We start from the raw sequence: 13,742 nt of genomic DNA on the forward strand, positions 1-13,742 counted from the left end.
CCCCACTCGTGACCACTGCTCGGCCCACCGCTGTCATCATCCTCGCCGCAGGCGAGGGAACCCGGATGAAGTCGGCCACCCCCAAGGTCCTTCACCGGATCGGGGGTCGCAGCCTCCTCGGCCACGCTCTCGTCGCCGCCCGCGGGTCCCACGCCGAGAGCGTCGTGGTCGTCGTCCGCCATGACCGCGACCGGGTCGCCGCGCATGCCACCGAGGTGGACGAGGCCGCGGTCATCGCCGACCAGGACGAGATCAAGGGCACGGGACGCGCCGCCGAGTGCGGTCTCATGGTCCTCCCTGAAGGCCTGAGCGGCACCGTCCTCATCACCTCCGGCGACACGCCACTGCTCACCGCCGAGACGATCACCGCCCTCTTCACGGCGCATGACACCTCCGCCAGTGCGGTCACGGTCCTCACCGCGCGAGTGCCCGACCCCACCGGCTACGGCCGGATCCTGCGCGCCGACGACGACTCGGTGCTCGGGATCGTCGAGCACAAGGACGCGACCGACGACCAGCGCGAGATCACCGAGATCAACTCGGGGATCTGGGCTTTCGACGTCGACGTGCTGCGCACCGCTCTCGGCAGCGTCGGGACCGACAACTCGCAGGGCGAGAAGTACCTCACCGACGTCCTCGCCATCGCCAGCGACGGCGGCCACCGGGTCGGCGCGCACCTCATCGATGACCTCTGGCAGACCGAGGGCGTCAACGACCGCGTCCAGCTCGCCGCCCTCGGCCGCGAGCTCAACCGTCGCAACAACGAGAAGTGGATGCGTGAAGGCGTGACCATCGTCGACCCCGCGACGACGTGGATCGACGCCGACGTCACCCTTGGCCGCGACGCGACGATCCTCCCGAACACGCAGCTCCTCGGCGCCACATCGGTCGGCGCCGGCGCACGCATCGGCCCCGACACCACGCTCACGGACACCGAGGTGGGCGAGGGCGCCGAGGTCAAGCGCACCGAGGCCAACCTCGCGCAGATCGGTGCGCAGGCCACCGTCGGTCCCTTCTCCTACCTTCGCCCCGGCACGGTCCTTGGCACCAAGGGCAAGATCGGCGGCTTCGTCGAGACCAAGAACGCCAAGATCGGCGACGGCGCCAAGGTCCCGCACCTGACCTACGCCGGCGACGCCACGATCGGCGATGGCGCCAACATCGGCGCCGGCACGATCTTCGCCAACTACGACGGCGTCAACAAGCACCACACGACGATCGGCAAGCACTCGTTCATCGGCTCGGACACGGTCCTCATCGCGCCGGTCGACGTGGCCGACGGCGCCTACGTCGCCGCGGGCAGCGCCCTCACCGGCGACGTCGAGCCCGGCCAGATCGCCGTGGCCCGCGGGCGCCAGAAGAACGTCGACGGCTGGGTCGCCCGGGCCCGCGCCGGCTCCCAGACCGCAGCGGCAGCCCAGGCGGCCGCGGACGCGGGCACCCGGCATACCGAGAAAAATCCGGAACCGACGACTGAGTCCCAAGAAAAGAAGGCCTGACGATGAAGGAAGACCGTCCCAAGTCGGCCAACATCCGCAAGAAGCCCAAGAAGAAGCTCATGGTCTTCTCTGGGCGCGCGCACCCGGGGCTCGCCCAGGAGATCGCCGCGCTCATCGGCACCGAGCTCGTCCCGACGAGCGCCTACAACTTCGCCAACGGTGAGATCTACGTGCGCTACGAGGAGTCCGTGCGCGGGTCCGACGCGTTCGTCATCCAGAGCCACGCCGCCCCGCTCAACGAGGCGATCATGGAGCACCTCATCATGATCGACGCGCTCAAGCGGGCCTCTGCCAAGCGCATCACGGTCGTCATGCCGTTCTACGGCTACGCCCGCCAGGACAAGAAGCACCGCGGCCGCGAGCCGATCTCGGCCCGCCTCATGGCCGACCTCTTCCGCACCGCCGGCGCCGACCGCCTCATCGCCGTCGACCTGCACACCGACCAGATCCAGGGCTTCTTCGACGGACCCGTCGACCACCTCATGGCCCAGCCGGTGCTGTCGGACTACGTGTCGGCGAAGTACGGCCACGAGGACCTCGCGGTCGTCTCGCCCGACGCCGGCCGCATCAAGGTCGCCGAGCAGTGGTCCAAGCGTCTCGGTGGTGCGCCGCTGGCCTTCATCCACAAGACGCGCGACGTCAACCAGCCCAACCAGGCCGTGGCCAACCGCGTCGTCGGTGAGGTCAAGGGCCGCGTCTGCGTCCTCGTCGACGACATGATCGACACGGGCGGCACCATCACCAAGGCCGCCGACGCGCTCATGGCCGACGGTGCCAAGGACGTCATCATCGCTGCGACACACGCCATCCTCTCGCCGCCAGCCATCGAGCGGCTTCGGGACTGCTCGGCCCGCGAGGTCATCGTCACCAACACCCTGCCGATCGCGCCGGAGTCGGAGTTCGAGGGCCTCACGGTCCTGTCGATCGCCCCGCTCATCAGCGCTGCCATCAAGGAAGTCTTCGAGGACGGCTCGGTGACGAGCCTCTTCGGCGGCCGCGCCTGAAGCTCCGACATATTGCGCAATACGTCGGGAGATCCGGCGGATTGCGCAAGACGTCGGCGTGTGTGCGTTCAGTCAGGTGTTCTGACGAGCGCGGTATGCCGCGACGTGGGCCTTGTTGGCGCACGTCCCGTCGCAGTAGCGCCGGCTCCGGTTCTTGCTGAGGTCGATGACGACGTCGTCACAGTCGTCCGCAGCGCACACGCGCAGGCGCTCGGTCTCACCGGCGCGGATGAGGTCGATGAACGCCATGGCTGCCTCGACGGCCATGCGCCTGGCGATGGGTTCGTCGTCGCGCGTCGCGTGAATGTGCCAGTCGAGGTCGTCGTGCCTGACCAGGCGGGGGACGGCTTGGTGCTCGGCCAGGAGCTCGTTGACGCCGACGACCAGGCCATCGACCTCGCGCGTCCACAGGTCGAGGAGTCGGGGCCGCAGGGCATGGACCTCCTCGAGTGCTGATCGAGTTCGGGGGAGTTCCCCACTCCACTGCCACCCCGTCATGTGGGCGACGAGCGACTCCACCGTGGGGAGATCCTCAACCATCGAGTCGCCGTGACCGGGCGCAGTGTTGATCAGCGACGCGGCGTATTGCAGCGCCAACTCGGTGTCATGGGCAAAGAGCATCTTGACTCCTGACAGGGCGAAGCCCTAGCGTGATCCTTGTAAGGGTCATAGACCTAGTTTACTCCTGACAGAGGTGAGTGCCGTGAACGCCGGAATCCAGACTCGATCGGCGCGCACGCTGCTGCTCGGGCTCATCCTCGTCGTGGTGTCCTCGGCCGCGTTCGGATCGTCCGGGGCCTTCGCCAAGTCTCTCCTCAGTGCCGGCTGGACTCCTGCGGGCGTCGTCACGTGGCGCGTCGGATTCGCTGCCCTGGTCCTCGTGCCGGTCGCGACCTGGGCGCTGCGTGGTCGCTGGAGTCTGCTGCGCCGCAACGCCGGTCAGGTCATCGCCTTCGGGGCCGTGGCCGTCGCCGGGTGCCAGTTCGCCTACTTCAACGCCGTCGAGACCCTGTCGGTCGCCGTGGCCCTGCTCCTTGAGTACCTCGGGATCGTCGTCGTCGTCGGCTGGATGTGGGCCCGTCACGGTCAGCGTCCGTCCCGCCTCACGCTCGTCGGTGTGGGCCTCTCCGTCGCCGGGCTCGTCCTCGTCCTCGACGTCTTCTCCGGTGTCCAGGTCTCGTGGGCGGGCGTGGGCTGGGGCCTGCTCGCAGCCGTCGGCCTCGCCACCTACTACGTCACCTCGGGCCACGAGCACGAAGATTCGCTGCCGCCGCTGGCCCTGGCCGGGTTCGGCCTCGGCGTCGGTGCCGTCCTCCTCGTCGTCGCCAGCGCCACCGGGCTCATCGACTACGGCACCGCCCGCGAGAGCGTCGAGATCGCCGGCCTCACCACCGTGTGGTGGGTGCCCGTCGCCGAGCTCGCCCTGGTCGCGGCCGCCCTCGCCTATGGCGTCGGCGTCATCGGCACGCGCCTCGTCGGCGCCACGGTCGCGAGCTTCGTCGGGCTCTCCGAGGTGCTGTTCGCGGTCCTCATTGCCTGGGTCCTGCTCGACGAGCTGCCCGGCTGGATCCAGCTCGCGGGCGGGCTCCTCATCCTCGGTGGCGTGGTCGCCGTGCGTCTGGGTGAGTCACGCGGGGCCACAGACGAAGGCGACGGGCACGACGACGGCGAGCAGGCGGCATACACCGATTTCCCTGCGCCGCACCCCGTCGCCTAGACTTCCCGGGTTGCCTCGGCGAGGGACGCTGCACCGGCCAGAGAATGTCCGGCCAAGCACGTCCGTGATCGACGCGGTGGTCATAGAGAGATTCGGTTCTTCTGACTCCGAGAACTTTCCGTGGACCAGCGCGCCTGTCCGTGCCGTGTCCCGCGTCGAGGCCACCGCAGACGTCGAGTCCCCTCCGACGTCGTCGCTCATCGAAATCGCCCGATTCGCTCGACAAACTCAGGAGTCCCCGTGGCCAACGACACCATCAAGCTGCAGGCGCAGGCCCGCACGAAGTTCGGCAAGGGCGCTGCCCGCCAGATCCGCCGCGACCACAAGATCCCCGCCGTCATGTACGGCCACGGTTCCGAGCCGGTGCACATCACCCTCATGGGCCACGACGCCATGATGGCGCTCAAGAACCCGAACGCCCTGCTCACGATCGTCCTCGACGGCGCCGAGCAGCTCGCTCTCGCCAAGGACGTCCAGCGCGACCCGATCAAGCCGGTCATCGAGCACATCGACCTGGTCATCGTCCGCAAGGGCGAGAAGGTCACCGTCGACGTGAACGTGCACCTCGAGGGCGAAGCCGCCCCCGAGACCGTCGTCAGCCTGGACAACTCGAGCATCCAGCTCGAGGTCGAGGCCACCAACATCCCCGAGTCGGTCACCGTCTCCGTCGAGGGCCTCGAGGCCGGCACCCAGATCCTCGCCGGCGCCATCGAGCTGCCCGAGGGCGCGACGCTCATCACCGACGCCGAGGCGCTCGTCGTCAACGTCACCCAGCAGATCTCCGAAGAGGCCCTTGAGGCCGAGCTCGCCGAGGCCGAGGCCGAGGCCGGCATCGAGCACGAGGAGTCCGACGAGGACGCCGCCGAGGGCGAGACCGCCGAGGGCGACGCAGCCGAGGGCGACGCGGAGAAGTCCGAAGACGCCTGAGCCACGCGCTCACTCGATCCATCCCAGCAGGCCCGGTCCATGGCGGACCGGGCCTGCTGTGCTGTTCGCGGGTGACTTGGGGACAGAGGTGCGCGGGCGGCATACTCGGGGATTGTGAGCGAGACATGGATGGTCGTCGGGTTGGGCAACCCGGGACCGACGTATGCCGGCAACCGTCACAACGTCGGAGCGATGGTCATCGACGAGCTGGCCTCCAGGACGAAGAGCGCGCTGCGCACGCACAAGGCGCGTGCGGTCGCGGCGCAGGTCCGGATCGGCACGGGTCCCGGGGGAGTGCCGGGCCCGAGTGCGGTCATCGCGGTGCCGGGCAGCTACATGAACGAGTCGGGTGGGCCGGTCAAGGCACTCATGGGGTTCTTCTCGGTGGAGCCCGACCGCCTCGTCGTCATCCACGACGAGCTCGACATCCCCGCCGGTGACGTCCGTCTCAAACTCGGCGGCGGTGAGGGCGGCCACAATGGGCTGCGCTCGATCTCGAAGTCGCTCGGCACCAAGGACTATCTGCGCGTGCGCGTCGGCATCGGTCGCCCGCCAGGGCGCCAGGACGCCGCCGACTTCGTGCTCAAGGACTTCTCGCCGGTCGAGCGCAAGGAGCTGCCGTTCCTCCTCGGCGACGCTGCCGACGCGGTCGAGATGCTCGTGACCCACGGCTTGCTCGACACCCAGCAGAAGTTCCACGCGCCTGCGGCTGCCAACTAGCGTCAGACCACGGCACTAGGCTGGTGGGCGATGCCCACGTTGCAACCGGTTGTCGATCATTTCGGCGCCGCCCCCCAGATCCACTCTTTCCTCGAGACCGCCACTGGCCCCGGCACGGAGACGCTCGACGTCTCCGTCAGCGCCGGTGCCCGCCCGGCACTCATCGCCGCGGCGGTCGAGCGTCTGCGCGCGACCGCCCCTGACCGCCTACCCCTGCTGGTCGTCACCGCGACGAGCCGCGAGGCGGAAGACCTGACCAACGCCCTCGGGTGTGTCCTCGACCCCGACGTCATCGCCGACTTCCCTTCGTGGGAGACGCTGCCGCACGAGCGCCTCAGCCCGCGCTCCGACACCGTCGGTCGCCGTCTGGCCGTCCTGCGGCGCCTCACCCACCCCGCCTCCGTCGCCGATGACGACGTCGCGCACGGCCCGCTGTCGGTCGTCGTGTCGCCGGTGCGTGCCGTCCTGCAGCCGATCTCCATCGGCCTCGGTGACCTCACCCCCGTCGCCCTGCGCGCCGGTGAGGACCACAACCTCGACGAGGTCGTCGAGGCACTGGCGGGCGCGGCCTACAGCCGCACGGACCTCGTCGAGCGCCGGGGCGAGTTCGCTGTCCGCGGTGGCATCCTCGACGTCTTCCCGCCGACCGAGGAGCACCCGCTCCGCGTCGAGTTCTGGGGCGACACGATCGAGGAGATCCGCTGGTTCAAGGTCGCCGACCAGCGTTCGCTCGAGGTCGCCTCTCACGGACTGTGGGCCCCGCCCTGCCGCGAGGTGCTCCTCACCGATGCCGTCCGCGACCGCGCCGCTGCCCTGGCCGACCAGCTGCCCGGTGCCGCTGACCTGCTCCACAAGCTCGCCGCCGGCATCGCCGTCGAGGGCATGGAGTCGCTGGCTCCCGCCCTGGTCGACGGCATGGAGTCGATGCTCGACAGCTTCCCCGCCGGTTCACCCGTCGTCACCTGCGACCCCGAGCGGGTGCGCACCCGAGCCCACGACCTCGTCGCCACGAGCCAGGAGTTCCTCGAGGCCGGCTGGGCCAACGCCGCTGCCGGCAACGCCGTTCCGATCGACCTCGGGAAGATCCTCGGATCCGCCTCGTTCTGGTCGGTCGGCGACCTGCGCGACCACGCCCAAGCCACCGAGCACCCCTGGTGGGACCTCACCCCCTTCGTGCTCGACCTGGAGACGACCGACGGCAACGCCGTCGAGACCGGCACAGAGGACCCCACGGCATACCGGGGAGACATCGAGTCCGCCGCCTCGGATCTGCGCACGTGGACCGATGACGGGTGGCGGGTCCTCGTCGCCACCGACGGACAGGGCTCGGCCAAGCGCATCGTCGAGGTCCTCGGCGAGGCCGAGGTCCCCGCTCGCCTCGAGACCGCGCTCGACACCTTCGAGCCCGGCATCGTCCACGTCACGACGGCCCAGCTGGGCCGCGGGTTCGTCCATGCCGCGAGCCGTCTCGTCGTCCTCACCGAGACCGACCTCACCGGAACGCCGTCGACGGGTCCGTCGACCAAGGACATGCGGCGTATGCCGTCGCGCAGACGCAACCAGGTCGACCCGCTCCAGCTCAAGCCGGGTGACTTCGTCGTCCACGAGCAGCACGGTGTCGGCAAGTTCGTCGAGATGATGCAGCGCACCGTCCAGGGTGCGACGCGTGAGTACCTCGTGCTCGAGTACGCCCCGGGTACGCGTGGAAAGCACAGTCAGCCCGACAGATTGTTCGTGCCGACGGACCAACTCGACCAGATCACCCGCTACGTCGGTGGCGAGCAGCCCACCCTCAACAAGATGGGTGGCTCGGACTGGAAGACCACCAAGTCCAAGGCGCGTCGCTACGTCAAGCAGATCGCGGCCGAGCTCATCCAGCTCTACTCCGCCCGGATGGCGACCAAGGGTCACGCCTTCTCGAAGGACACCCCGTGGCAGCGCGAGCTCGAGGACGCCTTCGCCTACATCGAGACGCCCGACCAGCTCAGCTCCATCGACGAGGTCAAGGCCGACATGGAGCGAGAGGTCCCGATGGACCGCCTCATCTGTGGCGACGTCGGCTACGGCAAGACCGAGATTGCGGTGCGGGCTGCGTTCAAGGCGATCCAGGACGGCAAGCAGGTCGCCGTCCTCGTGCCGACGACCCTGCTCGTCCAGCAGCACCTCCAGACCTTCACCGAGCGCTATGCGCCGTTCCCGGTGACGGTGAAGCCGCTGAGCCGGTTCCAGTCCAAGAAGGAGACCGACCTCGTCCTCGAGGGTCTGGCCAACGGGTCCGTCGACCTCGTCATCGGTACCCACCGACTGCTGTCCGACTCCGTGCACTTCAAGGACCTCGGACTGGTCGTCGTCGACGAGGAGCAGCGCTTCGGTGTGGAGCACAAGGAGCAGCTCAAGCAGCTCCGCACGGCCGTGGACGTGCTTGCAATGTCCGCGACCCCGATCCCGCGCACCCTCGAAATGGCTGTGACCGGCATACGCGAGATGTCCACTCTCGCAACGCCTCCGGAAGAGCGGCACCCTGTCCTCACCTACGTGGGCGCCTACGAGGAGAAGCAGATCACCGCTGCGGTTCGCCGCGAGATGCTGCGGGAGGGGCAGGTCTTCTACATCCACAACAAGGTGTCGACGATCGAGAAGGCTGCGGCGCGCATCCGCGAGCTCGTGCCCGAGGCCCGCATCGCGACCGCCCACGGCAAGATGGGCGAGCACCGGCTGGAGCAGGTCGTCCTGGACTTCTGGGAGAACAAGTTCGACGTCCTCGTCTGCACGACGATCGTCGAGACCGGCCTCGACATCTCCAACGCCAACACGTTGATCGTCGAGCGCGCCGACCGGCTCGGGCTCAGCCAGCTGCACCAGCTGCGCGGGCGCGTGGGGCGTGGACGTGAGCGTGCGTACTCCTACTTCCTCTACCCGCCCGAGAACCCGCTCACGGAGACAGCTCACGACCGCCTCCAGACGATCGCCAGCCACACCGACCTCGGTGCCGGTATGCAGGTCGCGATGAAGGACCTCGAGATCCGTGGCGCCGGCAACCTCCTCGGTGGGGAGCAGTCCGGCCACATCGCCGGGGTCGGGTTCGACCTCTATGTCCGGCTCGTCGGCGAGGCGGTGTCGAGCTTCCGCGGTGACATCGACGAGGAGATTGGCGAGATCAAGATCGAGCTGCCGGTCGACGCCCACCTGCCGCACGACTACGTGCCGGGGGAGCGGCTGCGGCTCGAGGCCTACAAGAAGCTCGCGACCGTCGCCGACGAGGCTGCGCTCGAGGAGATCGAGGCCGAGCTCCTCGACCGCTACGGCAAACCGCCCGAGGCCGTCCGCAACCTCTTCGAGGTCGCTCGCCTGCGTACCGTGGCCAGGGCTGCCGGCATCAAGGACATCGCGGTGCAGGGCAACACGATCCGCTTCGGCCCGGTCGAGCTGCGCGAGAGCCAGGAGCTGCGACTCCAGCGCCTCTATCCCGGCTCCATCATCAAGGAGTCGCTCGGCACGATCCTCGTGCCCAAACCCATGACGGCCCGCGTCGGAGGGCAGCCGCTGCGCAACCACGCGGTCCTCGAGTGGGCGGGTGCGGTCATCCGCACCGTCGTCATGGACAATGTCGGAGAAGCAGCACGGGTGGCGACGTCCACCCGATGACGAAGGGACAACCTGTGAAGGCCGTGAAGGCTCGCACCATCGCTCTCGCCCTCGCGGGCGTCCTCGCACTCTCTGCCTGCTCTGGCACGTCTTCGGCGCAGACCGCCGCGGTCGTCGACGGCCGGGTCATCACCGAGCAGCAGGTCCGGGAAGCGACCGAGCAGATCAACGCCGCCTTCAAGCCGGAGCAGCCCCTCACGGCAGCCCAGGCGCTCACGCTGCTCATCCGTGCGCCCTACATCAACAAGGCCGCTGCCGACGCCGGCAAGGCGCAGAGCGAGTCGGCTGCGCGCGCCGCGTTCAAGGACTACCCCGAGACGCCGTCCGACACGACCGTCGAGATCCTCCAGGCCGAGGCCAGCCTCCAGCAGATCGACGACGCCGGTCGCCAGAAGCTCACCAAGGAGTTCGCGGCTCTGCAGATGACGGTCAACCCGCGCTACGGAACGTTCGACGCGTCCCAGGCGGCCGTCGTCGCCGACACGCCCAACTGGCTCGTTCCCGTCCCCAGCGCGGGCTGACGCAGTGGGGCGTCTGAGCCTCCTCGTCACCAGTCCGCGCGTTGCGCCGGGCCTGTTGTCCCGCAGTGCCTGGTATGCCGTCGAGTCGGCTTCCGCGCGCCTGTGCCGTGATCTTTCGGAGCCGGTCGTGGACGCGATCGTCGAGTCGGGCCTGACCGTGGACGCTGTCGGTCCCGAGCCGACGGCACCCGACCTTGCCCGCCTGCTCGTGAGCCGTTGCGTGGACAGTGACGTCGTCTGGCTGGGTTCGTCGGACGCGGATCCCGGGCTCACCGACGCGATCGCCTCCGAGGTGTCTCGGCTCGAGGTGCCGCCAGAGGTCGAGGTCATCGTCGGGTCGTGGGACGTGCCCGGGTCCCGGTTGCTCGATGCCGTCGCAGTGATGGACCGGCTGCGCTCAGCGGATGGCTGCCCGTGGGACGCCAAGCAGACCCACGAGTCCCTCGCGAAGTACCTCACCGAGGAGGCCGCCGAAGCGGTGGAGGCGATCGAGTCCGGCGACCGCCAACACCTCGCCGAAGAGCTCGGTGACGTGCTGCTCCAGGTGCTCTTCCACTCGCGGGTCGCCGAGGACGCCGAGTCGGCGCAGGACCAGTTCGACATCGACGACGTCGCTGGTGGTCTCGTCGACAAGCTGGTCCGTCGTCACCCGCACGTCTTCGCCGATGGTGACGCCTCGACTCCCGAAGAGGTCGAAGCCGAGTGGGCGCGGATCAAGGCACAGGAGAAGGCCGCGAAACAGGCCCGCTGAGGGTCGTGCTCGTGCGAGGGTGAGCCACCCGTTCGCCCGCAAGGAGCTCACCGTGTCGTACCAGCCACCACTGCCGCCCGGCCCTGGCCACGATCCTGGGTACGGTCAGGGCCCCGGCCATGGACCCGGTCCACACGCCTACTACGGCCAGCCCACCCAAGGTGCGCCGACTCCGTACGGCGCACACCCGGCATACCTCGGAATGCCTTCTCCCGCACCACGATCCGCAGGCATGAACCCGTGGGTCGCCGGACTCCTCGGCGCGTTCGGCGGAGTGGTGCTGACCGTCATCGGCATGACCGTGATCCCGATGCTCCTGTTCGGCTTCCTGCTCAGCGGGCCGATGGGTGACGGCGGATTCATGGAGAGTTCTCCACAACGCGTGACGGTGGCCGCAGATGGCTCCGTCTCGGGGACGGCGCTCGCGGAGGCGCTGGAGAGCGGGTGGTACGAGGACATGACCTGCCCGAACACGGCGGAGGTCGCCACCGATGTCACGACGATCTGCGAGGGCAGCGACGGAGTGGACCCCATGCGGGTGGTCGTCGTGTTCCGCGGCACGGACGGAAGGTTTGGCACTGCCGACCTCTTCGAGTGAGCGCGCCCACCGGGGCAAAGGTCACGCTGCTTGACTTAGAAATACAAGTGGTGCTTAACTTTACAACGTGAAACTCACTCCCCAGGAACAGACGATCCTGCGCCTGCTCCGTTCGGACCCGCTGCTCGATGCAGCAGGTCTCGCGGACCGCGTCGGCACCACGAAGGCCTCGGTCTCGGTGGCGCTGTCCAACCTCACCCGCAAGGGCGCGATCCTCGGTCGCGGCTACCTCGTGCGCGGCGAAGCAGCGGTGGTCGTCGTGGGGGGAGCCATCATGGACGTCAAGGCCCGCTCGAGCGCACCGCTCGACTCCGCGACCAGCAACCCCGGTGAGGTCGCGACCGACCCCGGTGGCGTCGGCCGCAACATCGCCGAGAACCTCGCCCGCCTGGGCACTCCGACCCACCTCGTGGCCTCGGTCGGGAGCGACTCCTTCGGTGACGAGCTCCTCGCCCACACCCGAGGTGCCGGTGTCCAGCTGGACCACGTCGTCACCGGCAGCAGGCCCACGGGCACCTACCTCGCGGTCCTCGACCACGACGGTGACCTCTCGGTCGCGGTCTCCGACATGAGTGCCACCGATGCCCTCACCGTCGCCGACATCGAACCGGCTCGCTCACTCATCCAGAACTGCGACCTGCTCGTCGTCGACGGCAACATCCCGATCGAGGTCGCGACCTGGCTCTGCGACATCGCCAACAGCGCGGACGTGCCCGTCGTCATCGAACCCGTGTCCGTCGTCAAGGCTCGCCGGTTGCGCCCCCTCCTTGCGCCCGATCGGCCCATCCTCGCCGTGACACCCAACATCGCCGAGCTCGCTGCCCTCGTCGGCCACGACGTCGCCGACACGATCCCCGAGATCAGCCGCGCGACCACCGAGCTGCATGCCCTCGGTGTGCGGCACGTGTGGGTGCGGCGCGGGGCCCGCGGCAGCCTCCTCTCTTCGGCCCCGGCCGACTCCGCTGACACCTCCCGGCCGACCGTCACCACGAACACCGCTGTCAGCGCCGAGGTCGTCGACGTCACCGGCGCCGGTGACTCGATGACCGCCGGGTTCGTCCACGCCCTGCTCCACGATGACGACGCCGTCGCCGCCGCAGCCTTCGGTCAGGCCACCGCCGCCCTGACCACCGAGTCCGCGCACACCGTGCGCCCCGACCTCACCCACGCGCTCGTGACCGGGCGCCTCACCACCCAGCAAGGAACCTCATGACCCTCAACGCTCCGACCAACACGACCCCGCACCCCGCCCTCGCCCTTGCCCCCGAGGTCGCCGAGGCCATCGCCCACGGCCGCCCCGTCGTCGCGCTGGAGTCGACGATCATCAGTCACGGCATGCCCTACCCGCGCAACGTCGAGATGGCCCGCGAGGTCGAGCAGATCGTCCGTGACGGTGGAGCCACCCCTGCGACGATCGCCATCCTTGACGGCGTCGCCCGCATCGGACTCTCCGCCGACGAGCTCGAGCTGCTCGCCACCCACGAGGACGTCGCCAAGGTGAGCATCCGCGACCTCCCGCACATCATGGCGACCAAGCGCCACGGAGCGACGACGGTTGCCAGCACCATGCGCCTCGCAGCGCTCGCCGGCATCAAGGTCTTCGTCACCGGCGGTCTCGGTGGGGTCCACCGCGGCGCCGAGGACTCCATGGACGTCTCCGCCGACCTCACCGAGCTCAGCCTCACCGACGTCGCCGTCGTCTCGGCCGGCGTGAAGTCGATCCTCGACATCGGCCGCACCCTCGAGGTCCTCGAGACGCTCGGTGTGCCCGTCGTGACCTTCGGCTCCGACGAGTTCCCCTCCTTCTACTCACGCTCCTCGGGGTTCACCGCACCGATGCGCTCCGACACGGTCGAAGAGCTCGCCGAGATGATGCGGGTCAAGTGGGACCTCGGACTCGCCGGCGGCATCGCCGTCACGAACCCGGTCCCCGCCGAGGACGAGATGGCCCCCGAGGCGATCTCGGCCCTCATCGACCAGGTCGTCGCCGAGTGCGGCGAGCGGGGCATCACCGGCAAGGACATCACCCCCTTCCTCCTCGGTCGCATCGTGGAGCTCTCCGACGGCGCGAGCCTGGAGACCAACATCGCGCTCGTGCGCAGCAATGCCCGCCTCGGCTCCGCCCTGGCCCGCGCCTACGCGGACGTGGCGCCGGTCAACTGACCTGAGCCACCCGGCATACCCGACGTGTGTCCTGTCAGACGCGGCCTACAGCCCGCGTCTGGCAGGACATAGTTGCTGCATGCGGATGAAGGACGCGAAGACGGTGGCCCGCACCGGAGGACTTGGCTGGTGAACAGAGCGGGTATGCCGGGATGCGGGTCGGTCGGACGGGTCACCTGTCGGATTGGCTAGGCTCG

12 protein-coding genes are annotated in these 13,742 nt (G+C 69.0%); 11 read left to right on the forward strand and 1 reads right to left on the reverse strand.

What is annotated here, in order from left to right; translation table 11 throughout:
* The first annotated feature begins 8 nt into the window (after positions 1-8).
* Both glmU and JNB_RS16765 read left to right on the forward strand, forming a co-directional pair.
* Positions 9-1,499 carry a bifunctional UDP-N-acetylglucosamine diphosphorylase/glucosamine-1-phosphate N-acetyltransferase GlmU gene (gene glmU / locus JNB_RS16760; protein WP_009777707.1) on the forward strand — a complete coding sequence of 497 codons (1,491 nt, stop codon included), beginning with the start codon at positions 9-11 and terminating at the stop codon, positions 1,497-1,499.
* A gap of 2 nt (positions 1,500-1,501) precedes the next feature.
* Complete coding sequence (locus tag JNB_RS16765) at positions 1,502-2,503, forward strand: ribose-phosphate diphosphokinase (protein WP_009777708.1); 1,002 nt, start codon at positions 1,502-1,504, stop codon at positions 2,501-2,503.
* Between the two features lie 72 nt (positions 2,504-2,575).
* Here the strand turns inward: JNB_RS16765 and JNB_RS16770 are convergent, their stop codons facing one another.
* Positions 2,576-3,124: a CGNR zinc finger domain-containing protein gene (locus JNB_RS16770; RefSeq protein WP_009777709.1), complete on the reverse strand. Its 549-nt coding sequence runs from the start codon at positions 3,122-3,124 to the stop codon at positions 2,576-2,578.
* Between the two features lie 82 nt (positions 3,125-3,206).
* Here JNB_RS16770 and JNB_RS16775 point away from each other — a divergent pair, with 82 nt between their 5' ends.
* The 9 genes from JNB_RS16775 to JNB_RS16815 all read left to right on the forward strand — a co-directional run bounded on the left by JNB_RS16775 (position 3,207) and on the right by JNB_RS16815 (position 13,545).
* Complete coding sequence (locus tag JNB_RS16775; RefSeq protein WP_202795236.1) at positions 3,207-4,220, forward strand: DMT family transporter; 1,014 nt, start codon at positions 3,207-3,209, stop codon at positions 4,218-4,220.
* 240 nt (positions 4,221-4,460) lie between these two features.
* Positions 4,461-5,147: a 50S ribosomal protein L25/general stress protein Ctc gene (locus JNB_RS16780; RefSeq protein WP_009777711.1), complete on the forward strand. Its 687-nt coding sequence runs from the start codon at positions 4,461-4,463 to the stop codon at positions 5,145-5,147.
* Between the two features lie 129 nt (positions 5,148-5,276).
* A complete protein-coding gene (pth, locus tag JNB_RS16785; protein WP_009777712.1) occupies positions 5,277-5,867 on the forward strand; it encodes an aminoacyl-tRNA hydrolase in 591 nt (196 codons plus the stop codon).
* 30 nt (positions 5,868-5,897) lie between these two features.
* Positions 5,898-9,512, forward strand: coding sequence for a transcription-repair coupling factor (gene mfd, locus JNB_RS16790; RefSeq protein ID WP_009777713.1), 3,615 nt, complete (start codon positions 5,898-5,900; stop codon positions 9,510-9,512).
* A 14-nt stretch (positions 9,513-9,526) separates the two neighbouring features.
* Positions 9,527-10,033: a hypothetical protein gene (locus tag JNB_RS16795; protein WP_009777714.1), complete on the forward strand. Its 507-nt coding sequence runs from the start codon at positions 9,527-9,529 to the stop codon at positions 10,031-10,033.
* A 4-nt stretch (positions 10,034-10,037) separates the two neighbouring features.
* Positions 10,038-10,784 (forward strand): MazG nucleotide pyrophosphohydrolase domain-containing protein, encoded by a 747-nt coding sequence (locus JNB_RS16800; protein WP_009777715.1) that lies wholly within the window; start codon positions 10,038-10,040, stop codon positions 10,782-10,784.
* 232 nt (positions 10,785-11,016) lie between these two features.
* The gene (locus tag JNB_RS16805; protein ID WP_009777716.1) at positions 11,017-11,382 is read left to right on the forward strand and encodes a hypothetical protein; all 366 of its coding nucleotides are present in this window, start codon (positions 11,017-11,019) and stop codon (positions 11,380-11,382) included.
* A gap of 67 nt (positions 11,383-11,449) precedes the next feature.
* On the forward strand, positions 11,450-12,595 hold the full coding sequence (locus JNB_RS16810; RefSeq protein WP_009777717.1) for a carbohydrate kinase: 1,146 nt from the start codon (positions 11,450-11,452) through the stop codon (positions 12,593-12,595).
* The gene (locus JNB_RS16815; protein WP_009777718.1) at positions 12,592-13,545 is read left to right on the forward strand and encodes a pseudouridine-5'-phosphate glycosidase; all 954 of its coding nucleotides are present in this window, start codon (positions 12,592-12,594) and stop codon (positions 13,543-13,545) included. The genes JNB_RS16810 and JNB_RS16815 overlap by 4 nt, the downstream gene beginning before the upstream one ends.
* Positions 13,546-13,742: the final 197 nt, after the last annotated feature.

The sequence above is a fragment of the Janibacter sp. HTCC2649 genome, assembly GCF_000152705.1.
Taxonomy (GTDB): domain Bacteria; phylum Actinomycetota; class Actinomycetes; order Actinomycetales; family Dermatophilaceae; genus Knoellia.